At 37.6% G+C, this 23,581-nt stretch carries 23 protein-coding genes and 1 other annotated feature; of the genes, 5 read left to right on the forward strand and 18 right to left on the reverse strand.

Features of this window, described 5'->3' with window-relative positions; genetic code table 11:
* Positions 1-127 precede the first annotated feature (127 nt).
* Together pnp and rpsO are read right to left on the reverse strand one after the other, a co-directional pair.
* Positions 128-2,242, reverse strand: a complete 2,115-nt coding sequence (pnp, locus tag BCR21_RS12845) for a polyribonucleotide nucleotidyltransferase (RefSeq protein ID WP_069646867.1) — start codon at positions 2,240-2,242, stop codon at positions 128-130.
* 211 nt (positions 2,243-2,453) lie between these two features.
* Positions 2,454-2,723, reverse strand: a complete 270-nt coding sequence (gene rpsO, locus BCR21_RS12850; protein WP_010770485.1) for a 30S ribosomal protein S15 — start codon at positions 2,721-2,723, stop codon at positions 2,454-2,456.
* 281 nt (positions 2,724-3,004) lie between these two features.
* Here rpsO and def point away from each other — a divergent pair, with 281 nt between their 5' ends.
* Entirely contained in the window at positions 3,005-3,568 is a 564-nt protein-coding gene (gene def, locus BCR21_RS12855; protein WP_069646868.1) for a peptide deformylase, read from the forward strand.
* Positions 3,569-3,624: 56 nt separating this feature from the next.
* Here def and BCR21_RS12860 read toward each other — a convergent pair whose 3' ends face one another.
* From BCR21_RS12860 to BCR21_RS12870, 3 genes are all read right to left on the reverse strand, one after another.
* Positions 3,625-4,401, reverse strand: coding sequence for a Cof-type HAD-IIB family hydrolase (locus BCR21_RS12860; RefSeq protein WP_069646869.1), 777 nt, complete (start codon positions 4,399-4,401; stop codon positions 3,625-3,627).
* A 22-nt stretch (positions 4,402-4,423) separates the two neighbouring features.
* Entirely contained in the window at positions 4,424-5,071 is a 648-nt protein-coding gene (locus tag BCR21_RS12865) for a DNA alkylation repair protein (RefSeq protein ID WP_069646870.1), read from the reverse strand.
* Positions 5,072-5,201: 130 nt separating this feature from the next.
* Positions 5,202-5,999, reverse strand: coding sequence for a formate/nitrite transporter family protein (locus tag BCR21_RS12870; RefSeq protein WP_069646871.1), 798 nt, complete (start codon positions 5,997-5,999; stop codon positions 5,202-5,204).
* Between the two features lie 349 nt (positions 6,000-6,348).
* Between BCR21_RS12870 and BCR21_RS12875 the strand changes: the two genes are divergently transcribed.
* Both BCR21_RS12875 and rpsD read left to right on the forward strand, forming a co-directional pair.
* The gene (locus tag BCR21_RS12875; protein WP_069646872.1) at positions 6,349-7,689 is read left to right on the forward strand and encodes a TPM domain-containing protein; all 1,341 of its coding nucleotides are present in this window, start codon (positions 6,349-6,351) and stop codon (positions 7,687-7,689) included.
* A 252-nt stretch (positions 7,690-7,941) separates the two neighbouring features.
* Positions 7,942-8,553: a 30S ribosomal protein S4 gene (rpsD, locus tag BCR21_RS12880; RefSeq protein WP_069646873.1), complete on the forward strand. Its 612-nt coding sequence runs from the start codon at positions 7,942-7,944 to the stop codon at positions 8,551-8,553.
* A 126-nt stretch (positions 8,554-8,679) separates the two neighbouring features.
* On the opposite strand, the gene BCR21_RS12885 is transcribed toward rpsD, so the two are convergent.
* Both BCR21_RS12885 and BCR21_RS12890 read right to left on the reverse strand, forming a co-directional pair.
* Positions 8,680-9,348: an ABC transporter ATP-binding protein gene (locus BCR21_RS12885; protein ID WP_069646874.1), complete on the reverse strand. Its 669-nt coding sequence runs from the start codon at positions 9,346-9,348 to the stop codon at positions 8,680-8,682.
* A gap of 17 nt (positions 9,349-9,365) precedes the next feature.
* The gene (locus BCR21_RS12890; protein ID WP_069646875.1) at positions 9,366-10,451 is read right to left on the reverse strand and encodes an ABC transporter permease; all 1,086 of its coding nucleotides are present in this window, start codon (positions 10,449-10,451) and stop codon (positions 9,366-9,368) included.
* 192 nt (positions 10,452-10,643) lie between these two features.
* On the opposite strand from BCR21_RS12890, the gene lepB reads away from it, so the two are divergent.
* Both lepB and BCR21_RS12900 read left to right on the forward strand, forming a co-directional pair.
* Positions 10,644-11,189 carry a signal peptidase I gene (lepB, locus tag BCR21_RS12895; protein WP_069646876.1) on the forward strand — a complete coding sequence of 182 codons (546 nt, stop codon included), beginning with the start codon at positions 10,644-10,646 and terminating at the stop codon, positions 11,187-11,189.
* Between the two features lie 156 nt (positions 11,190-11,345).
* Positions 11,346-11,789: a hypothetical protein gene (locus tag BCR21_RS12900; RefSeq protein ID WP_069646877.1), complete on the forward strand. Its 444-nt coding sequence runs from the start codon at positions 11,346-11,348 to the stop codon at positions 11,787-11,789.
* A 68-nt stretch (positions 11,790-11,857) separates the two neighbouring features.
* Here the strand turns inward: BCR21_RS12900 and BCR21_RS12905 are convergent, their stop codons facing one another.
* From BCR21_RS12905 to BCR21_RS12955, 11 genes are all read right to left on the reverse strand, one after another.
* Positions 11,858-12,481, reverse strand: coding sequence for a DUF1054 domain-containing protein (locus BCR21_RS12905; RefSeq protein ID WP_069646878.1), 624 nt, complete (start codon positions 12,479-12,481; stop codon positions 11,858-11,860).
* A gap of 32 nt (positions 12,482-12,513) precedes the next feature.
* Positions 12,514-13,083 (reverse strand): GNAT family N-acetyltransferase, encoded by a 570-nt coding sequence (locus BCR21_RS12910; RefSeq protein WP_069646879.1) that lies wholly within the window; start codon positions 13,081-13,083, stop codon positions 12,514-12,516.
* An 81-nt stretch (positions 13,084-13,164) separates the two neighbouring features.
* Positions 13,165-13,932 carry a tryptophan synthase subunit alpha gene (gene trpA / locus BCR21_RS12915; protein WP_069646880.1) on the reverse strand — a complete coding sequence of 256 codons (768 nt, stop codon included), beginning with the start codon at positions 13,930-13,932 and terminating at the stop codon, positions 13,165-13,167.
* A complete protein-coding gene (gene trpB / locus BCR21_RS12920) occupies positions 13,929-15,122 on the reverse strand; it encodes a tryptophan synthase subunit beta (protein ID WP_069646881.1) in 1,194 nt (397 codons plus the stop codon). Before trpB ends, trpA begins: the two co-directional genes overlap by 4 nt.
* 245 nt (positions 15,123-15,367) lie before the next feature.
* Positions 15,368-15,958, reverse strand: coding sequence for a phosphoribosylanthranilate isomerase (locus BCR21_RS12925; protein ID WP_069646882.1), 591 nt, complete (start codon positions 15,956-15,958; stop codon positions 15,368-15,370).
* On the reverse strand, positions 15,955-16,713 hold the full coding sequence (trpC, locus tag BCR21_RS12930) for an indole-3-glycerol phosphate synthase TrpC (RefSeq protein ID WP_069646883.1): 759 nt from the start codon (positions 16,711-16,713) through the stop codon (positions 15,955-15,957). Before trpC ends, BCR21_RS12925 begins: the two co-directional genes overlap by 4 nt.
* On the reverse strand, positions 16,714-17,727 hold the full coding sequence (gene trpD, locus BCR21_RS12935) for an anthranilate phosphoribosyltransferase (RefSeq protein ID WP_069646884.1): 1,014 nt from the start codon (positions 17,725-17,727) through the stop codon (positions 16,714-16,716). It abuts the gene before it with no gap.
* A complete protein-coding gene (locus tag BCR21_RS12940; protein WP_069646885.1) occupies positions 17,711-18,304 on the reverse strand; it encodes an anthranilate synthase component II in 594 nt (197 codons plus the stop codon). The genes trpD and BCR21_RS12940 overlap by 17 nt, the downstream gene beginning before the upstream one ends.
* The gene (gene trpE, locus BCR21_RS12945; protein ID WP_069646886.1) at positions 18,301-19,665 is read right to left on the reverse strand and encodes an anthranilate synthase component I; all 1,365 of its coding nucleotides are present in this window, start codon (positions 19,663-19,665) and stop codon (positions 18,301-18,303) included. The genes BCR21_RS12940 and trpE overlap by 4 nt, the downstream gene beginning before the upstream one ends.
* 462 nt (positions 19,666-20,127) lie before the next feature.
* Positions 20,128-20,355 (reverse strand) — a binding site (T-box leader).
* A gap of 69 nt (positions 20,356-20,424) precedes the next feature.
* A complete protein-coding gene (gene pepT / locus BCR21_RS12950; RefSeq protein WP_069646887.1) occupies positions 20,425-21,660 on the reverse strand; it encodes a peptidase T in 1,236 nt (411 codons plus the stop codon).
* Positions 21,661-21,704: 44 nt separating this feature from the next.
* Positions 21,705-23,351 carry a peptide ABC transporter substrate-binding protein gene (locus BCR21_RS12955; protein WP_069646888.1) on the reverse strand — a complete coding sequence of 549 codons (1,647 nt, stop codon included), beginning with the start codon at positions 23,349-23,351 and terminating at the stop codon, positions 21,705-21,707.
* Positions 23,352-23,581 lie beyond the last annotated feature (230 nt).

A 23,581-nucleotide genomic window follows, 5' to 3' on the forward strand; every position in this document is an offset into this window, starting at 1 on the left:
AACAAAAGAGCTGTGGTGCGTCTTTACCTATTTTTATTAAATAAAGTCGTTTTCACAAAAAAGCAGAGTAGGCTAAACACCATACTCTGCTTTAATCAAATGTAAATCAAAAGCAAATTTCTATTGCTTATTTTTCTTTATTTTCTTCAGTCAATAACGCTTTACGTGAAACATTCACGCGACCTTGTTTGTCGATTTCAGTAACTTTCACAAGAACTTCATCGCCAAGTTTTACAATATCTTCAACGTTATTGACACGTTCATTCGCTAATTGAGAAATATGAACTAATCCGTCTTTCCCTTTGATCAAGTTAACGAATGCGCCGAATTTTTCGATACGCACAACTTTACCAAGGTAAACTTGTCCAACTTCTACTTCTTTTGTCAACTCTTCAATGATCTTGATCGCTTTTTTGATCATATCAGCATCAGCAGAGGCAATACTTACATTACCTTCTTGATCGATATCGATCTTCACGCCAGTTTCATCAATGATTCCGTTGATTGTTTCTCCGCCTTTACCAATAACGTCTTTGATTTTGGCTGGAGCGATTTGGATCATTTCGATTTTCGGTGCGTATTTGCTTAACTCTGGACGAGGTTCAGCCAATGTTGATGTCAATTCAGCAAGAATTTCCATACGGGCTTTTTTCGCTTGAGTCAATGCTTCTGTCAAGATTTGTTCAGTGATCCCTTGGATTTTGATATCCATTTGTAGTGCTGTGATTCCACCTTTTGTTCCAGCAACTTTGAAGTCCATGTCGCCTAGGTGATCTTCTAAGCCTTGGATATCTGTTAAAATCGTATAGTTTTCGCCATCGCTGACAAGACCCATCGCAATTCCGGCAACTGGCGCTTTGATTGGTACACCAGCATCCATCAAGGCTAAGATTCCTGCACAGATACTTGCTTGTGAAGAAGAACCATTTGATTCTAAAACTTCTGATACAACACGGATCATGTATGGGAAGTCTGCTTCGTCCGGAATAATTTGCGCCATCGCACGTTCACCTAAAGCACCGTGACCGATTTCACGACGGCCAGGAGATCCCGCACGACCTGTTGAGCCCACAGAGAATTGTGGAAAATTATAATGATGAATGAAACGTTTGCTGTCTTCAACACCTAGACCATCGATGATTTGATGTTCACCAAGCGGTGCTAACGTTACTACAGACAACGCTTGTGTTTGTCCACGAGTGAATAATCCTGAACCATGAACACGCGGTAAAATACCAACTTCTGAAGCCAATGGACGGATTTCGTCTAATTTACGGCCATCAGGACGGATTTTATCGATCGTGATCAATTCACGAACTACATCTTTTTCTAGGTCTTCAGCGATTTGTTTTACTTCTTTAGCCACTTGCGCTTCTTCTTCGTGACCAGCAAATTTTTCAGCATATGCTTCTTTTAATTGATCTTTGATTGCATCGATATTGACTTCACGAGCTAGTTTTTCTTCTGTCATAACGGCTTCTTTCATTGAAGCGTAATATGCATCGAAGATTTCTTTTTTCAAGTCAGCATCAACTTGTAATAATTTGATTTCCATTTTTTCTTTACCGACAGCGGCAACGATTTCTTCTTGGAAAGCCACTAATTCTTTGATTGCATCGAAACCGAAAAGTAACGCACCTAGCATATCTTCTTCAGATACTTCTTTAGCACCACTTTCAACCATGTTGATTGCTTTTTTCGTTCCAGCAACGGTTAATTCGATATCTGTTTTTTCAGTTTGTTCAACGGTTGGGTTCAATACGTACTCACCATCAACACGACCAACATCAACACCTGCGATTGGTCCGTCAAATGGAATATCTGAAATCGCTAAAGCTAAAGACGAACCAAACATTGCAGCCATCTCTGGTGTGCAATCTTGTTCCACGCTCATTACAGTATTTGTGATTTGAACTTCATTACGGAATCCTTCCGCAAACATCGGACGGATCGGACGGTCAATTAAACGAGCCGTTAATGTTGCGCGTTCACTTGGACGACCTTCACGTTTGATAAATCCGCCTGGAATTTTACCCACGGAGTACATTTTTTCTTCGTAATTTACTGTTAATGGAAAGAAATCAAAGTCTCTCGCATCTTTTGAAGCTACTGCTGCACTTAGTACTACTGTATCTCCATAACGAACTAATACTGCGCCGTTTGCTTGTTTGGCTAATTGGCCAACTTCAACTTGTAAAGGACGTCCGCCCCAAGTTGTTTTGAACACTTGTTTTTCTGACATGTATCTCTTCTCCTTTGATTCTTCGGAAAAGTTAGACTACTACTAAACAAATGAAAAGATTCAAAAAAATTGAGTCCTTTTATTTGGTTAGTAGATTCATTCGAACTTTCCAAAGATGATGATTTTTTAGTATTTTAAGGACACTCAACCTTTGCTTTTAAATAAGCTAAAAAGCGAGGTTCGTTACGAATCTCGCTTCTCTAGTGTTTGATTAACGACGTAATCCTAAACGTTCGATCAATACGCGGTAACGTTGGATGTCAGTCTTACGTAAGTAAGCTAACAAGTTACGACGGTGACCAATTTTTTTCATTAGTCCACGGTAAGAATGATGATCTTTTTTGTGAACGCGAGCGTGTTCATTCAAGTGATTGATATCAGCAGTTAATACAGCAATCTGTACTTCTGGTGAACCAGTATCTCCTTCATGACGAGCGTATTCGCTAATGATTTCGTTTTTCTTTTCTTTTGACATTGCCATGTTTTTCACCTCTTCTTTAATAGTCATCTTCTTACTGAGTAATGCGTTGGTGATTCGCACAACCAAGTAAAAGACGGTACGTTTCCATACAGGTATACTTTACAGGAAAATTTTTTAAAATGCAAGACCAAGCTCAATTCATCCACTGTTTTTTGAACAATTTATCCCCATTTTGAATGGTTTTGTGATAAACTGTATAGGCGAATAAATACATTAATGGAAAGATTTAATTTCTGACTGAGACTGACCTAGACTTTTAAATATAAAGGAGGAATTATTCCATGATCACCATGGAGGATATTATCCGTGAAGGAAACCCAACTCTTAGAGAAGTGGCAAAAGAAGTAGCGGTGCCGCTATCTGATGAAGATATCAAATTAGGCGAAGAAATGATGGAGTTCTTGCATAACAGCCAAGATCCTATCAAAGCAGAAGAATTAGGTTTACGAGGCGGTGTTGGTTTAGCTGCACCTCAATTAGACATTTCTAAACGAATCATTGCGGTCCATGTGCCAAGTGGTGATTTGGAAAATCCAGAACCAACATTAAGTGCCGTGATGTATAATCCTAAGATTTTAAGTCATTCCGTCCAAGATGCTTGTCTTGCTGAGGGGGAAGGCTGTTTATCTGTTGATCGTGAAGTGCCAGGCTATGTGGTACGTCATAATAAGATCACACTTTCCTATGTAGACGCTGACGGCGTTAAGCAAAAAATCCGTTTAAAAAATTATGAAGCAATCGTCGTTCAACATGAAATCGATCATTTGAATGGTGTGATGTTTTATGATCATATCAATTCTGAAAATCCATATGCGTTGAAAGATGGCGTTTTGGTGATTGAATAACTAAAAAGTGATTTGTACAAACTAAAATAGTTTTGTACAAATCACTTTTTTCATCCTTAAATCGCCTTTAATTCTTTCAACGCTTTCCAAATACCATCATTATCATTTGTATCCGTCACAATTTTTGCTTCTTTTTGGATGTGCGGCAAAGCATTACCCATCGCCACTCCAATTCCAGCCTCACGCAACATTTCACGGTCGTTTTCACCATCGCCAAATGTGATGATATCTTCACGAGCAATTCCAACTCGGTCTGCCAAATTCAGTAAAGTCGCTGCTTTAGAGCCATTATTTGGTACGATATCTACACTTTCAGAATGCCAACGAATAAAACGGAATTTAGAAAATTCACGGTCAAACATGCCATCTGCTGACTCATCATAAAAGGCCAATGCTTGATAAACATCATTTTCTTTTTGAAAGTTCACATCATATTCTGGCGCTTCAAAGTCGATAGAACCCATCGCTTCTGCCATTTGTGCACGACGATGATGATTATTTTTCTTCACATCATCTAGTCCAACATAAGCCAAACCAATTTCTCTTTTCTCTACCTCTGAAGCAAAACGATGCAATTCATCTTGATCCAGTAAATTTTGAAAATATTGTTCGTGATCTAAAAATGCTGCTGCTCCATTACAAAGCACATAATTGGAAAAATCTAAGTCTAAAATAATATCTTGCGCCATAAATCGGCTACGACCTGTTGCAATTGTTACAAGATGTCCTTGTTTTCTTAACATCCTTAATGCTTCTCGTGTGCTTTCCAACGGTTGTCTGTCGGTTCCAAGCAGTGTTCCATCAATATCAAATGCAAAAAGTTTTCTTCTCATGGCGTAATAACTCGCTCGCTTTCTATGGTTTTGGCAAATATTTACTGCCTTCTCTAACAGCTAATCGGCTTAATTCGGTTGTCTCAATCAAGGTTTTGACCCATAAAGGATCCGTTTTGCTATATTGACGCAAGGACCAGCCAATTGCTTTTTGAATAAAGAACTCATCTGTAGTTTTATCATAAATAATGGCTTTTTTCAATAACACAGTGTTTGTTTTTTCTTTATATAACAGTTGCAGATTGATTGCAATTCGCCTATGCCAAAAATCTGTTTCACCAAAAAAGGCTTCAAACAGCTGAGGCATTTCCTCTAAATGATAAAATCCCCAAAGTCCAAAAAACTTACGCCAAGAATCAACACTATCCCACCAGGCTTTATCGATCACAAAAGGCTTAAAACATAAAACTTCTTCAAAAGAGAAGCGTTTTACATTAACTGTTGCTAAATCAATCGCTAAATACTGGTATTCCCGTTCAGATTTATCATAGTAAAAATTGATTAAATCAAACAACTCCATAAACGGTAGTTTCTTGCTAGCTTTCAAAAGTTCTTTCTCTAACACCGCGCGCTCTGGTGCCGTAACACCTGCAAAAGGAAATAAATTTTTCATATAGGCTGCCATTTGTTCAGCTTTTTCTTTATTTTCTGGAAAAACGACTTTATTCATTTCATTGCCCCTTTTTCTTCTTTCCTCTATTTTACTTCAAATAGCTTCTCACATCAAAAAAAGCTGAAACGAAAATAATTTCCGTTTCAGCCCTATAAACAGTGAAACAGAAATAACTCCGTTTCAACCTCTAATCTAAATAGGTTGTATCTGCATTATTCAACCATGCATAACCCAAGCCCATCACTAAGCCACCACCGATAAAGTTACCGATCAAAGCAAAGAATAGATTGTGTGCTACGCTACCAACTGTCATTGCCGCCATTGTTCCGTGAGAAGCGAAATACGCTAAACTAAATGCTGGGAAGTTGGCGATAACGTGTTCGTAACCTAAGAAAGCAAAAATAAAGATGATGAAAATGATTGCGGCAACTTTACCAGCATCATCTTTCATACGCATGCTCACTAATACAGCTGTATTGACCACAATATTCGCAAAAATACCTTCTACTAAAATCTGTGTTGTCGTTTTATCTAATTTTCCAGCAATCGAAGTAAAGAAGAAGCTATCTGATGCTAGATCTTGATAAGGAACTGTCAATGAAATCAAGTAACCAAAGAAAACACCACCGACTAAGTTAAATAAAATACAGGTAACTAAAATTTTTGCTGCAAACGAGAAGTTGATTTTTTTACGATAAACACCAACTGTCATATACAGCATATTTGATGTTCCAAGTTCCGCATTCATATAAAGAATCATAACAAGTGACCAGCTAAACATAAAGGCATATAAAATTTTTCCTAAGCCATGTGCCATGTCTTCACCTTTCATTGCAATTCCAAAAGCGACTGCCGTTCCTAAAGTTAAAAACATACAAGCTAATATTGCACGGAAAGCGTAACGCATAAAACTACTTTGAAATAAGTTCATTTTTTTACTAATTGATTTGTCGATCTGCTCAAATAATGGCGATACAGGTTTCATTGTGTTTCTCCTTTTCAATTTGTTTTCATCTCATATTTTCAAAAAACATCCTTTACCATTCTAAAGACCAGCACAGGTTTTGTCTAGTGCTTTTTCATACAAAGTATCACTTTTTTTCATAGGATAACAAATTAAGCTGAAAATTCCAACTAAATCTTTTAAAAAGACAATGAAAATGCATCTTAAGTAGGATGATTTTATTTTATCTGATGGTAAAATAGTAGTATTAACACTCGATGATTCCAAGGAAGGAGTATTATGTGAATGAAAGTGAAAACAGTTTTGTTGGTGGTAAATAGTAATGTAAAAGAAAGCTTGGTATTTTCTTTGGGTAAGGGGGCAGGTTATTATGTATCGATCCGTTCAAAATAATCAACCGCAACAGTTAAATCAAAAAATTATTTCGCATTATCGCTCTTTAAAAAGAAGAAACGAGATTTTTACGGTCATTTTATTGTGGATCTTTCTATCTTGTGGTTTCTTTTTTAGTTTATTCTTTATAACAGATAAGCATTATCCTGAAAAAATGGCCTCTTATGATCAACAATTAGTCTCTCTTAAACAAGAACGAGCAGACATTGAGACGGGAAAAGTAACAGAAACGAAAAAATCATTTGATACAGTTTTACAAGAAAATTTGGATAATTTAAAAGAATATCCTGAACAGGAAAACAATTACTCTGTCGTTATCGATGGAACAGATAGTAATCTAGTGATCAACAAAAATAATATATTTGTCTCAGATAACGCAAATATGTTAGATGCGACAGTAAAGAAAAAAATCTATGATTTAAATAAACAATTGGCTGCTAGTACCAATGGCGCTCAGCTAGAAGTCGTAACAGTACGTAATCTGCCTAGGGGTGAAGACATTGAATCTTATGCCAATAAAATTTTTAACCAGTTGGGGATCGGTAACAAAGATGAAAACAATGGTGTCTTATATTTGGTTGCTTTGACTGACCGAAAATTCCGTTTAGAAGTTGGGTATGGATTAGAAGGGTTGATTCCTGATGGCGTTGCTGAAAATATTATCAATGACGATGCGGTTGTCGATGAATTCAAAGAAGAAAACTACGATACTGCTGTAAATCAAGTAGTGGATCAGGTTTTTGCATTAATGAATACAAAAACGGCTTTGGTAGATTCTAAAATCAATCAAGTTGAAGCACAAAAAAACTCAGCTAGGTTTGCTCACGGGAGTCTATTCATCTTGTTGGTAATCATAATAATAGTTAGTTCATTCTCTATTGTAAGACTAATACGTGCAAGAAAGGTTTTAAAATCAAACTACAATGAATACCAAGAACAAATGACCACTTACTCTAATGAAATTGATCAAAATGATACTCAATTACTGCTTGAAAAAATAAAACAAACCAATCTTTACTATATTATGCTAAGTGGAACATCCTTAATTTCATCAAGAAGAAGTCTACGTCGTGCCATTACAAGAGGAAGACTATTAAAAAATCCAGCTGCTCAACAAAAAGCATTTGGCCGGATTTTAATTGGTGATACTCTTTATTCAGGTAATGGAGACATTTTAACTACAGCTTATCTAGCCTCCAACTACAATTCTAGTAATTGGTCAGACAATGATTCTTCTGGCAATGGAAGTGGCGGATCTTCTTGGGGTTCTTTTGGCGGAGGGTCTTCCGGTGGCGGCGGCGCATCTGGTGGCTGGTAGTTTATTAGGGATAACTCAATAAAAAGCTTGAGTTATCCCCTCTTTTGCGCTATACTATGCTTTGTGTAAAATAATGCAGCAGAAAAATAATAGGCTCGTCAACATTTCATTGCCTTGATTGCTTCGGCTTTCAGGTTCAACTGCGTAACCCACGGCTGCAAAGGGCGAAGGTTGAAGAATGAACTGAACGAATATGAATTTTTCAGAAGATTATTTTACTCCAAAAAACTTATTTTATTGGAGGAATTTTTAATGTCACGTTATACAGGACCATCATGGAAAATCTCTCGTCGTCTAGGTATCTCTCTATCAGGAACTGGTAAAGAACTAGCACGTCGCCCATACAAACCAGGACAGCACGGACCAAACAGCCGTGGTAAAGTTTCTGAATACGGTATGCAATTAACTGAAAAACAAAAATTACGTCATATGTACGGTATGAACGAACGTCAATTCGTTAACTTGTTTATTAAAGCAAGCAAGATCAAAGAAGGTAAACACGGTGTTAACTTCATGATCTTACTAGAACAACGTTTAGATAACGTCGTTTACCGTTTAGGTCTTGCTACTACTCGTCGTCAAGCACGTCAATTAGTAAATCACGGTCACGTAACTGTAGATGGCAAACGCGTAGATATCCCTTCATACCACGTTGAAGTTGGTCAAGTGATTTCTGTTCGTGAAAAATCTCAAAACATCGTAACTCTAAAAGAAGCGGTTGAATCAACTGTTGGACGTCCAGCATTTGTAAGCTTTGACACTGAAAAATTAGAAGGAAGCTTCACTCGTTTACCAGAACGTGATGAATTATATCCTGATATCGACGAAGCTCTTGTCGTTGAATACTACAACCAAAAACTTTAAGATTCTCTTGCTTTTATCGCATTATGGATCTTTCGAAAAAAACCTTGTACAGCTCTGCTGTACAAGGTTTTTTTATATAAAAAGTAGAGTGAAGCTAGATTTCAGCTTCACTCTACTTTTTTAAGTTCATTGTTTTTCCAGCACTCCATCTTTCATCACAAATACTTCATCACAAAAATCGATCAAACGCTGATCATGCGTCACCATGATCGTTGCTTTATTTTTTTCTTTCGTTTCTCGCGCTAAAATCTTTACAACCTCAAAAGCTCTATCCGAATCCAAACTTGCTGTCGGTTCGTCTGCTAAGATGATGGATGGATCATTATACAAGGCCCTTGCAATTGCAACTCGCTGACGCTCTCCACCAGAAATTTCATCTGGGTATTTTTTCTTTAACTTTTCAATTCCAAGCTCTGTTAATAACTTGTTGACTTTATCCACATCAGTCTTTTCTTTTTTAACTTTATCCACCAAACGTAATTGCTTTTCCACTGTGAGAAACGGAACTAAATTCGATGCTTGTAAAATAAACCCAATTTCAGAGAAACGAATTTTGGACCGTGTTTTTTCATTTTCTTTACTAAATGCTTCATTATTTATTTTAACTTCGCCGCTAGTCGGTGTTTGTAAGCCACCTGCAAGTGTTAAAAAAGTACTTTTCCCAGAGCCACTTGGGCCGATCACTGCAACGAACTGACCTTTTTCCACAGAAAAATCTGTGGATTTTAATGCTTCAATTGTTGTATCACCATCTAAAAACTGTTTATCCACAGATAAAAATTCGATTGCCTTCATTTTAAATTAGCCCCTTTCTATCCAATTGCCTTCAGCGGATCGATTTTAACAATCGTCCTAACCGAAAACAGCGCACCTAATACCGCAATCACTAACATTATCCCGCCAATTGATAAGAAGAATAACCAATTCGTTTGAAATGGAACCGCTGTTGGTAAAACGAGAGAAGTTCCCACCGTACCAAGTAAACCAAAAGTTATCCCCAAAACGGCCAAGACAAACGTTTGAACGATTACAGAGACTGCGATATAAAAACCAGAAATCCCCTGTGCTTTCATGATCCCGAAAATCGTTGCTTTTTGCATGGTCAAGACATAAATGAAAATACCAATAACAATCGCGGCAATCACAATCAAAAAGCCGATCATAAAGCCAAATGTCAGCACTTGAGCGTTATATCCTGGTAATTTATTAATGAATGTTGCGATACTATAACGAGCCAAGCCGTCCTCTTTCAAGTGAACATTTTTTAAGTTTCCGTCTTTTGCACGAAAAACAATCGCATTCACACGAGCATTTTCAGTGGTATCAGATTTTTCAAAGCGAATTTGCTGAAAAGCAGCTGTAGATACGTATAATACAGGTGCAACATTAAATTTAGCATTGTCCGTAAAACCTACCACTTTAAGTTTTTTATCACTACCAGCTAGTTTTATGGTATCTCCAAGTTTGAGGTCATTTTCTTTTTTCAAACTGTTATCCACAACTGTCTCATTTTCATTCGTAAATGATTTTCCTTCAATAACATTCGGCATTAAAAATTCATCTTTATTAATACCAAAAAAACTAGCATTGATTTTTTCAGTATTCTTTTTGTCTAATTGGATCACAGCTGCCGTTTGTCCTAATGATGCCTTTTCTTTTGCTTCAACTTCATCCATGGACTTAATCGGAATCATCGACATATTGATATTGGTATTCGATTCATCAGACAATACGATCCCATCCGCCTGCCATTTATCCACAGCCGTTCGATTATCTTCAGCCAAACCATACGCTAAACCTGTTAAAAAGAAAACTAAATAAGAAATCAAAAACATCACACTAATAATCAGTGCATAGCGTAATTTTGAGCGGGTTATTTCATTCCAAGCTAAAAACATAGTTCTTCCTCCTCCTTATCAATCGATAAGTTCTATAAAAAGTATAGCAAAATTTAGAAATGACGACAAAATATCTGCTTTAGCAATTTTCTTAAACATTAAATAATCCATAAAATTGTCTAATTTTCTTCTTATTTGCTCGATTTATTCTGGTATACTAGTAAGAAATAATAAGTAAAAAGGAGTTTATTTATGAAAAAGAAACACGGTAAGCTTTATTTAGTGATGCAGTTTGCTATGATTTTGCTATTTGCGCTTTTCTTGAGGAAGTTTGTTTTGACACCTGTGGAAGTTGTGGGCAGTTCGATGGAGCCAACTTATCATGAGTCAGACCGTTTGTGGCAAACCTCTTTGATCAAACCAAAACGATTTGATACCGCAACATTTCCTAGTCCACGAGATGGGAAACGAATCGTGAAGCGTATTGTTGGAATGCCTGGTGATACCATTCGAATGGAAAATGATCAATTATATATCAATGATAAAAAATATGCTGAACCTTATTTAGATGAATTTAAAGCGGCATTGGAAGATGATATGCCTTTGACTACTGATTTTACTCTAGCGAATAGTGCGGCAGGACCTGCCACTGTTGTTCCTGATGGGAAATATTTTGTATTGGGAGATAATCGTCGGAAAGCAGATGATAGCCGTTATTTTGGTTTTGTAGATGAAGAAAATATTATAGGTGTTGTTTATTTCCGATACTATCCATTGAATAAGATTGGTGTGCAATAAACGTATTATCCCCGTATCACAAGCTGACTTTTGGAGTCATTTTATTAAAGGCTGTATAATGTACAAAATGCATTATATAGCTTTTTTTGTGTATTAATAATGAAAGATAGTTACTAATTTTCGAGAGTAAATCAACTATAGAAAGGATTGTAAAAAATGGAAAACTTACCTGAACGATTAGAGGGCCGCTGGATAATACGAGGGACTAATTTTCCTCTTTGGCTATCGAAAAAGCGTAGTGATCCTACTATACAATATGAAAAATTGAAAAATCATCCCCTCGAATTTTTGGATATTGTTACTTATAAAAATAATAATGGGCAACAAAAAAAGATTATCGGAATAGATACATATAAACAAAATCACTTTGTTTGGCGAGGGAAAGGGCTTTTAACTATTTTAAGTAGTAAATGGTCCATCTTGACTATTACAGAGACGATTTTAGTTATCAAATTCGAGCGCTCCTTTTTAACACCTGCCGGAATTGACATTTTGATTCGAGAAGGCATCGATATCGATGATCCAAAACAATTTATTTTAGATTCCTTTGAAGACTATTCTCTTACCTCCAATGAATTGGATAGTTTAGTTTGGCTTTAGTCACTTAAAATCGCACAAAAAAGAGCAGAACAACAGTCTACACAGTGACCTTTGTTCTGCTCTAGTCTTTAGGCTTGCTCCTGTAACCCGATCGCTAACCTGTACAACGGTAATAATTCCTCATACGTCTTCAGCATATACTCACGGGCTTTTTCGGGATCATTCAACAGATCATCTGTCTTTCTAATGACTCGTCCAATTTGAAATTCTCCTTTTTTCACATCTCGAAAACGGATTAAATGTTTCTCCAAATCCGCTTCATTCAACCGTTCGATCTCAGGTTGAGTATGATCGGTCGACAGATAAAAATCATCATCCAACTGCTCAAATAATGCTTGATTGTCTAAAAAAACTTGGGCAATTTCCTTTTCTTTTTTAGGATTATCAATCAATGATAACCACATGAAAAGATAGTCTGGCCAAATGCCTAACTGAAAATGAGCTTCCATTTTATAGCCGCGTTTTTTCTGGCTTAGTGCAGACCACGTATTTTCTGGTGGGTAAACTGTTCTACGGCGGTGTTGGGCGATATGAACAAAAAATTCTGTTTCTAGTGTTTCGCCTAATTTTTCAGCAAAATAATCATCTAATTCTTGAAATTTTGGTTGGATTGTCGAACGAATGCCAGCCATTCTTGGGTCTAAGCCTTCCATCGTAAAAATATCAAAATCTTTTTCAGTAAACATTAACATGTAGTCATTTCTCCTCTGAGCTATTCTGTAGTTTAGCTATGCAGTTTTCGCCATTCTTCTAACGTGATACCGCGTATAATATCCGTAACAACTTTCCCTTTCCACATCCGGGCATTCGGGATATTGCCTTCTACTTTCATGCCAATTTTTTCCATTACGCGGCCAGACTTGGGATTATCGATATCATGCGTCGCAAAAATACGCATCAGTTTTAACTCTTCAAAACCTAAACTAAGTAATTCATGCGCCGCTTCTGGCACATAGCCTTGTCCCCAAAATGCCTTGTTTAAAGAATAACCGATTTCTGCAATATTATGCTGATCTACCACACGTAAATCGATCGTTCCGATAAACTTGCCAGTTGCTTTTAACTCGATACCATATTTTCCAAGCGGCGCTGCCATGAAATAATTTGCAATGCTTTCTTTGGTGTCCTTAAAAGACTGATGAATTGGGAAAACATAGGTGACCGTTTCTTCATCGGATGCATATTCGTGCATATCATTAGCGTCACTTAATGTTACTGGACGTAACTTCAAACGTTCGGTTTCCAAATATTGGTTTTCTGCAAAAATCAAATTACGATTGATAACAATTTCCATGATTCCACCTACTTTTCATACTACTTTACAGAAAGAAATGCTCAGAGGCAAGAGGAAAATAAAAAAATAAGAAATCTAAAATTAGTTACTTACTACTTCTTTGATAAAGGCACTGACTTCCGTTTGTTTTCCTTCACTAAGTAGCTGAACGATTTTGCTGCCTACGATCACGCCTGCACAACTTTTCCTAAAACGTTCCACATGTTCTTTAGATGATATGCCAAATCCTGCTAAAACTGGTTTATCACTGACTTTTTGAATATAGGCTAAATGCTCGTCTAATGTTTCTTGATAATTTCGTCCAGTTCCTGTTACACCATTGACAGCTACTGCATAAATAAATCCTTCTCCCGATTCTACTAATTCCGGGATTCGCTCTTTGGGTGTTGTTAAGGCAACCAATGGAATCAATGAAATATCACTATCATTTAATAATGGTGTTAGCAATTCTTGGTGCTCATAAGGTAAATCTGGAATAATCAGTCCTTTGACATCTGTTTTGACCAAATCGTGAATGAATGTTTCTAAACCATAACTAAAAATCGGATTGAAATACGTCATGATCACCAAAGGCGTTTTGGTTTTTATTTGTTTTAGCTGCTGGATTATTTTTTTCAGTGTTACTTTATTTTCTAATGCTCTTAGACCAGCAGCTTGGATTACAGGACCGTCTGCAACTGGATCTGAAAACGGAATGCCTAATTCGATTGCACTTGCTCCAGCTTCTGTCAGTAACTGAATTTCATCAGCTAGTTGGTTTAGCCCTTGAGCCCCCGCCATAATGTATGGAACAAAGATCGTTTCATTTGCTTGTTGTTTGGCCTTTAGTTGCTTCGTTAATGATTTCATTGGTATGCCTCCTGTTCAAATAATTCTTTGATTTGCTGTACATCTTTATCCCCACGGCCTGAAAGACAAACAATAATTTGTTTATCTGGTCCAAGTTCTTTTGCAACTTTGAGCGCATGACTAACGGCATGAGAACTTTCTAAAGCTGGGATGATCCCTTCTGTTTGGCATAAAACTTTAAAGGCATCTAGCGCTTCTTGATCAGTTACTGATTCATAACTTGCTCTTTGTGTTTCGTTTAAATGACAATGCTCTGGTCCAAGCCCTGGATAATCTAAGCCAGCTGAAATCGAGAAGGCTTCTAAAATTTGGCCATCATCATCTTGTAATAGTTTCATCATTGCCCCATGAAGTACGCCTGTTTTCCCTTTGGTGATCGATGCTGCATGTGAGGTTGTATCTAATCCTAAGCCAGCTGCTTCAACACCGATCAACGCAACCTCATCATTGATAAAGGGATAAAAAATCCCCATCGCATTACTACCACCGCCCACACAAGCAACGACGGCATCAGGTAATTTGTTTTCTACCTCTAAAAATTGTCGTCTTGCTTCAATTCCGATAATGCTTTGATAATCTCGCACGATTTCTGGAAATGGATGAGGCCCTAAAACCGATCCCATCACATAATGAGTGTCTTCAACATTGGCAACCCAAAAACGTAACGCTTCGTTCACCGCATCTTTCAAGGTTTGACTGCCTGACGTCACACTTTCAACTTTAGCACCTAATAATTCCATCCGGAAAACATTCAGTGATTGACGCGCCACATCGACTGCTCCCATAAAAATCGTACATTCCATTCCAAACAAAGCCGCCACTGTAGCTGTTGCTACACCATGTTGCCCTGCTCCTGTTTCCGCAACGACTTTTTTCTTACCCATTTTTTTCGCTAATAAAATTTGGCCGATCGTATTGTTGATTTTGTGGGCACCAGTATGATTCAAGTCTTCTCTTTTTAGGTAGATCTTTGCGCCACCAGCAAAATCTGTTAAACGTTCTGCAAAGTACAATGGATTTTCCCGTCCAACATACTGCTTTAAGTAATAATTCAACTCCTTTTGAAATGCCTCATCCATTTTTGACGCTTCATAAACTTCCTCTAATTCCTTGACGGCATACATCAATGTTTCCGGGACGAATTGCCCTCCAAAATCTCCGTAAAATCCTTGGTTTGGTTGATTATACATAATTTTCCTCCTTGTAATTAAAGCTGAACGGGCTCGTTTAGGCTCGACAAGAAAATAGGAAAAATTGACTGTGACGCTTTTTGTCACTTTCCATTTTTATCTTTTTCTCGAGAACCTAGCCTGTGAAGCTAGATAACATTAAAGCTGAATGAGCCGCTTAACATCGATGAAAAATAGGAAAACATGAGGGTGGCGTTTTTTGCCACATTCAGGTTTTACCTTTTTTCCGAAAGGCTAGCCCATAACTAGGTCGCTTTCTTTAGAAAAGCAATGATTTTTTTTGGATCTTTTACTCCATTTGTTTCAACTCCGCTGGATACATCAACTGCATATGGGTTGAATCTTTGTTTAGCTTGTTGTACATTTTCTGGGGTTAGACCGCCAGCGATAATGATTTTTTTATTTTTGATAGAGCTTGTATCTAATTGCTGCCAATCGAATACTTCACCATTACCTCCGACAAATTTTTTGGGTGGGGCATCGAAGAGCAGAAATTCTGCGCTTGTTTCTTTAATGTATTTTTCTTGATCCACTCCGTTAACTGGAATTGCTCTAATTAGCGGAACAGTATAGTTTTCTGTTGTCAAATCGCCATGGATCTGCACCATATCTAGTCCAGCTTGTTGGATGATTGCTTCCACTTCTGATTGGATCGGCGAAACAAAGACTCCCACTTTTTTAACTTCTTTTGGTACATTCTTCGTGATTTCTTTGACTTCTTCAGGAGTAATCTGACGTATACTTTTTGCAAAGACAAAACCAAGATAATCTGCACCATGCGCTACTGCTACGTCTACCTGCTCTTTAGTTTTCAACCCACAAATTTTCACTTTCATCGCAAGACCTGCAATGCTTTGACTTTCGCTTTCGGATCAGTTTCCCGCATCAATCCTTCTCCTACTAAAACCGCTCGATAGTTCTCTTTCACAAGAGCAACTTGTTCACTCGTTGAAAAACCGGATTCACTGATATATACAGCATCTGTTTTTTGTTTTTCCCCCAACGTTTGGCTCACTCCGATCGAAACGTCAAACGTTTTTAAATTTCGATTATTTACACCAATCAATTGTGCCGATAACGCTTCAGCAATCCGCAGTTCCTCTTTATCATGAACTTCTACTAAAACTTCCAGACCCAATGCCGTTGCTTTTTTATATAGTTCTTCCAATTTTTGTTTGGACAAAGCCGATACGATCAGTAAAATAATCGTTGCTCCAGCATTTCTTGCACGGATCAGTTGTTTTTCATCAATGATAAAATCTTTGCATAATACAGGAATGGTCACTTCTGATGTTACTTGCCTCAAATCTTCGATCGACCCTTTAAAGAAAACTTCATCTGTCAATACAGAAATTGCTGTGACGCCTGCTTGTTCATAAGCTTTTGCTTGTTCGATCACGTTGACGGATAAATTGATTGCGCCTTTAGACGGAGACGCTCGTTTGACTTCTCCGATGATATGCATTTTTTCAGGATGATCTTTGACTTGCTGATAAAATGAGTATGTTTCTCTCAGTGGCTGAACCGTTTCTAACGGCATTAGGTTCACTTCTTGTTTTTTTTCATTGATAATTTTTTCTAAAAAATCCATTTAGGCGACCTCCTTTTGTACTTGGATCAACTGTTGTAGTTTATCAAAAGCCGCACCGCTCGCCACACAATCTTTCGCCAATACAATTCCTTCTTGCACAGTTGATACTTTTCCATTGCTGAAAAAACCTAGCCCTGCATTCAATAAAACAGTATCTAAATAGGGACTTCCCTGATTTTTCAAAATCGACAACAGAATCTCAGTGTTTTGCTCAGCATTACCACCACGAATTGCTTCTATCGGAAGTTGAGCAAAACCAAACTCTTCGGGTTCGATCGTATGCATCGTGATCAACCCTTTTTCCAACAAAGCAAAATGTGTCGTTCCAGCAAGAGAGGCTTCATCCAATCCGCCTGAACCATTGACCACTACCGCCCGAGTACGTCCTAATTCGCCTAATGTTTTCGCGGTTTCTTCCAGCAAGTCTCGTCGATAGGTTCCCATTAATTGTGAATCCAAAAGCACTGGATTCGTTAACGGACCAATTAAATTTAAGATTGTCGGTGTCCCTAATTCTTTGCGTACTTTCATGACGTATTTCATTTTTGGGTGCATATGAGGTGCAAAGAGAAAGGCCAATCCAACTTCATTCAATACCGTACTTAATTTATCTGGAGAGAGAGCAATATCTACACCTAAACATTCAAATATATCCGCACTGCCTGATTTACTGGAGATACTGCGATTACCATGTTTAGCAACAGTTACGCCCCCCGCTGCCAAAACGAATGCTGCGGTTGTACTAATATTAAAGCTGTTTGATTGATCGCCGCCGGTGCCGCAATTATCCATGACGTTTTCTTTTTGACAATCAATGGTTACTGCTTTTCGCTGGATCGTTTCAGCTATTCCCGCCATTTCTTCAGCCGTTTCTCCATTACATTTTAGTGCTGTTAAAAAAGCTGCGATTTGACTATCGGTTAGTTGGCCTTCAAAGATTTTTTCTGCCACTTGTTGCGCTTCTATACGCGACAAATGTTCATTTCTAAAAACTTTTTCAAATAGATTTTTCATATCGTTGTTCCTCCATTAGTTGGATAAAATTTTTAATGATTGCCTTACCGATTGGTGTACCGATCGATTCCGGATGAAATTGAAGACCAAAAACGGGATAAGTTTGGTGTTCGATCGCCATGATTTCCTGATCGTCTGTAGCTGTTGCCGTAACGATGAATTCTTCTGGTAGTGTTTTTCGATCAATTACTAATGAATGATAACGCATAACTGAACCTTCATCGGCGCTTCCTTTAAAAAGTCGACTGACTTTCTCTGTTGTAATAGTGGATTGTTTGCCGTGACGGATTTCTTTAGCCGTTATCACTTTAGCACCAAATACCTCACCGATCGTTTGATGCCCTAAGCAAATACCTAATAATGGTTTCTGTTGGTAAAATTGCTGGATCACTTCTTTTACATAGCCTGTTTCTACTGGCGTTCCAGGCCCCGGTGAAATCACGATTGCATCCGCTTGTTCGGCTAAATGAAACATATCATCTGAATCATTTCGAACGATTACTACATCGTGACCTGTCCCAATCATTTGAGCTAGATTATATGTAAATGAATCATAATTATCGATCAGTAAAATCATTTTCCCACCTCCAAAAGTGCTTTGGCTTTTTGTAGTGTTTCTTCATATTCTTTCGTAGGATCAGAATCATAAACAATACCCGCTCCTGCTTGTACATACGCTTTATTTTTATGGATGACCATTGTTCTTATCGCAATGGCAAAATCTGCTTGATCATTTTTAGATAGATAACCGACCGCTCCTGCGTAGATACTTCGTTTAACTGGTTCAATTTCGTAAATACGTTGCATCGCTCGGATTTTTGGCGCACCGCTGACTGTTCCAGCAGGTAGTGTTGCCTGTAAAGCATCCATCGCGGTCAATCCTTTTTTTAGTTTTCCTGTCACAACTGAAACTAAATGCATTACAAAGCGATACTTCTCAATAATCATATAAACAGGGACTTCAACTGAGCCCACTTCACTAACTTTTCCTACATCGTTTCGACCTAAATCAATCAACATTAAATGCTCTGCACGTTCTTTTTCATCGGTTAGTAATTCTTGTTCTAAAGTCAAATCCTCTTCCACCGTTTGCCCTCTTTTGCGTGTTCCCACAATTGGATTTGTTGTTACGATTCGGTTTTTGACACTGACGAGACTTTCTGGTGATGATCCAATCACGTATGTTTCGCCAAAATCTAGAAAATACAGATAAGTTGATGGATTAGTGACCCGTAATCTGCGGTAATAATCGAAAGGTTCTTCTTCAAAATCAGCTGTTAAGCGTTGTGAAGGTACCATTTGGAACATGTCTCCTTGCTTGATATAGTCTTTCACTTTGGTAACTACTTGTTCAAAGCTTTCTTTGGTAAAGTTGCTTTGGTAATTTAATTTTTTTAAATGGATTTCCTTTTGCTCTTCTTCGTTTGGCGTTTGTAATTCATTTATTTTCTGCTTGATTGCTTTATTTAAAGCTTCTTCGCTTCGTTTTGAGTAAGTGTCCGCCTCAACCAAAAAGATTTTTTCACCGACATGATCGAAAATCAAATAAGAATCGAATAGATAAAAGTGGATATCAGGAACATTTAATTCATCAAATGGCAGCTTGCCTAAATCTTCATAGCAGGCAATCACATCATAGCCGACATAACCGATTGCACCGCCTTGGAAAGGAAGTTCTTTTACGAGTTCTTCTCTCTTCAATACCTGTTTTTCGATTTCTTTTAATGGATCTTTTACCGTATTCGTTTGCCCATTGATCGTGAGTTTTTGACCCAAACAAGTAATTTCAGAAACAGCATCCCAGGCAATGATTGAATAACGTCCTTTGCTTTTGTCTCTAGGAATGCTTTCTAAAAGGCATTTGTTTGTTCCTTGAATTCTCAAAAATGCGGATATCGCCGTTAGATAATCTGCTTGGATTTCTTTGATTAATTGCATGTTAGTTCCTCTTTTCTAGTTTTTTTTAGAGTTTGATAGAATATGTGATTATCTAGTAATGAAACTTCTCTCGCTTTGCTCGCCAAGTACTGTTCATCATCTACTCTGGCGAAGCCAGTCGTAGTGATTCCTAGTACGGTTACTTCTCTCGCTTTGCTCGCCAAGTACTGTTCATCATCTACTCTGGCGAAGCCAGTCGTAGTGATTCACAGCAAAAAGCCCTCACAAAACAGACCTCGATCTGTTTTGTGAGGGCGAATAATAGTATCCACGGTACCACCTCAATGAAAAAAATTCTTTATAGTAACCTTGGAATCGCTGTTCACTATTGATCATTTGGGATCAGAGTGTTTGGTGATTCCTAGTAAGGTTACTTTTCTCTCCTTAACACACCTTTTATTGTAAACCACTTTTTTCACGCTTTACAATAAAATAAGCCCCCAAACCACACAAAATCTGTGGTTTGAGGGCGAAAAATTCACGGTGCCACCTCAAGTTTGAAAGAAAGTCTTTCCTCTTATCAGTCGTCTATCAACGACCTTACTCTATAACGGGAGTTCCCGAAAATGCCTACTGAGATTCAACATTTCGCTCGAAAGTCCATTCACAACCCATCCCTTACTGATTCGCAGTCCCATCAGCTCTCTGAAAAGTTCCAGTGTTGTTACTCCTCTTTCTCAAAGCTTTGCTATTGAGGATAATCATATTAGAAAACTCTAATATTGTCAACTATTTTTTATATAAAAATTGATTTTTTTCTTAAACTTTTGATTTAATCGTATTTTCTTTAATGATTTCTATGATTGTTTTTGCAGCTAGTTCCATTGACTCTAATGTAATAAACTCATATTGCCCATGGAAATTTTCACCGCCTGTAAATAAATTAGGGGTCGGAATCCCCATGAACGAGATTTTCGATCCATCTGTTCCGCCACGAAAGGGTTGGATATCCGGTTTGATTCCTAGATTTTCCATTGCTTTAACAGCTAGTTCTACAGATGTCATATCTTTTTCGATGATCTCTTTCATGTTGTAATACTGATCTAGAAAGTCAATCCTGATCCGTTCTTTGTCGAATGATTTATTTAATTCACCGACAATATCCGTAAGTTGTTGTTTTCTTTTTTGGAAAAGGTTCTTGTCATGATCCCGAATGATATACGTCAACTCGGCATGGTCTAAGCTTCCAACAAATTTTGTCAGTAAATAAAATCCTTCATGTCCACGTGTTTTTTCCGGAACTTCCGCTTGAGGTAATTGAGCATCTATCTTCTCCCCCAATTTGATTGCATTGAACATCGTTCCATAGGCCGTTCCTGGATGGACACTTGTCCCTTCGATCGTGATCACAGCTTGTGCCGCGTTGAACGTTTCATATTCAAAGCAACCGACTCTGCCACTATCTATTGTATAAGCAAATGCTGCTGGAAAATTCGCCGCATCAAAACGATCTGCACCACGTCCAATTTCTTCATCTGGTCCAAAAGCAAGTAATACTTCTCCATGAGGAATTTCAGGATGGGCCAATAGATACTCAACTGCATCTAAAATTTCTACGATTCCAGCTTTATCGTCTGCTCCTAAAAGGGTCGTTCCATCGGTTGTGATCAAGGTTTGACCGATATACTCTTTCAGATTGGGAAACTCTTCGGTTGCCATGATGATTCCAAGTTTTTCATTCAGTACAACATCTTGACCATCGTAATTGGGAAAAATGTTGGGCTGAATATTCTCAGCGTTATAATCAGCTGTATCCAAATGCGCAATAAACCCAATCGTCGGTATCTTCTCATTTGTGGTTGCAGGTAAAGCAGCCGTTAAGAAACCATTTTTTTCATTGTAGTGAATATCAGAAAGTCCAATTTCTACTAATTCTTTTTCGATGATTCTTGCAAAGTCCACTTGCCCTGGTGTTGTCGGAACTGTCTGACTCGCGGCATCTGAGCGAGTGTTGACTTTAACATATCGGATAAATCGTTCTAATAATTCAGTCATCGTATACCTCTTTCATTTCAAATTTTTAACTCATATAGTGTTTTTTATTCTTCTAAATAAGCCGTTCTCAGGTTGAAATAGTCGCCGTATAAGTGATAGCTGATCCCTTTGATTTTTGGATTGATCAAATAATTAGACGCACTTTGATAAAGTGGTACTTGAGCAGCATCTTGATCCAATAAAATATCTTCTGCTTCTTTGTAGTTATCAAATTGCTCACTAGGTTTATTTGCATTCACTGTACGTGCATCCGTGATCAATTTATCATAGTCAGTATTTTTATATGATCCATAATTATAAGCAGATTCTCCAGCATATAAATTAAAGTAAGAATCTAAATCACTGCTCCCTGCGATCCAGCCAGATAATGATAGTTCGTAGTCTTTATCTTTACGCGTTTGTAAAACATTATTTTTTGGTTGTGCATTGATTGTAATTTCGATACCTTTTAAGTTTTCTTGCAATTGACTTTGGACATATTCAGAGATTTTTTTCCCATTATCATCATCAGAAACTAAAAGTGATAACTTAATTTTATCACCTAAATCAGCTTTGGCTTTTTCCCACTCTGCTTGCGCTTTTTTCACATCATGAACTAAATGGTCACCACTAAACTTTCTAAAGTCTTCAGAAGTTTCAGGATTTTTGTACAGGTTACTTGGGATCAAGCCATTTAATGGTTTTGATCCATCGTTTAGCACATTTTTTGTTAAGGCATCTTTGTCGATTGCTTGGGCAATTGCTTTTCTAAGATGGATATTTGCTGGCGCTGTTCCTTCTTTTTTATTGAAATCTAAATAATAATTGGCGACATCTGAATGTGTGACATAGCCCTCATCATCGCTATATTGTTGAACATATTGACCACTGATCCGAACTAAATCCAACTCATTTGACTGGTATAAATTAATCCCAGTATTCTCTTCTTTAATTGTATTCACTTTAACTTCTTCTAATTTCACTTTATCAGCATCATAATATTCAGGATTTTGCTTTAATGTCCATGTATCAGATGAAGCATCCCAATCCGTTAAGATAAAGGGTCCGCTGTATATTAAATGGTCACTATCAGCTGCATACTCTTTTCCTTGTTTCTCAACATAAGCCTGATTTTGCGGTGCTAACCAACCAATCGATACGACTGTTAAAAATGATGGTTGCGCCTGTTCTAATGTGACTTCAAATTCTTTATCACTTGGTGCTGAAAGACCGATCTCGTCAATAGATTTCTCCCCATTGCGGATTGCTTTGCTGTTTTTCACGTTGTCTAGTAAATAAGCATTTGGACCTATCGTTGCCGGTGTTACTAGTTTTTTCCATGAATAAAGAAAATCTTGTGCCGTGATCGGCTCACCATTACTCCATTTTATATCGTCTTTGAGTGTAAATTTATACGTTAAGCCATCTTCGCTGATCTCGACTTTTTCTGCCAATCCTGGAATCGGTGTACTATCATCATCAAAACGATACAGCCCTTCAAAAAGATGTTGAACGATCGTAAAGGTGTTTTTATCCATTGTTTGTGTTGTATCTAATGTTGAAAGTGGTGCTGGTGAACTGATTTCGATTTTTTGACTTGTTGCGATTGTCCCGTCTTCGCTTTTAGCCGTTTCTTTTTTGTCGTTGCCCCCGCATGCTGTTAGTAATAATCCCGTTAACACTGCGCTTACGACTAATAACTTTTTCTTCATTTTTGTTTCCCCCTTCAGTGTCTATATACATTAACTACTCCTACCTTTTTGTGTAGATGTCAGAAAAGCTGAATATTGTTCATCATCGAATCACTTTGTTCTTCGTGTTTTACAACAATGAGTTGGAAGCTGTGTACCGTGATTCACTAGTATGGTAACTTCTCTCCCTTTGGTCGCCAAGTATTGTTCATCATCTACTCTGGCGGAGCCAGTCGTAGTGATTCACAACA

Source organism: Enterococcus ureasiticus (genome assembly GCF_001730285.1).
Lineage (GTDB): Bacteria > Bacillota > Bacilli > Lactobacillales > Enterococcaceae > Enterococcus_L > Enterococcus_L ureasiticus.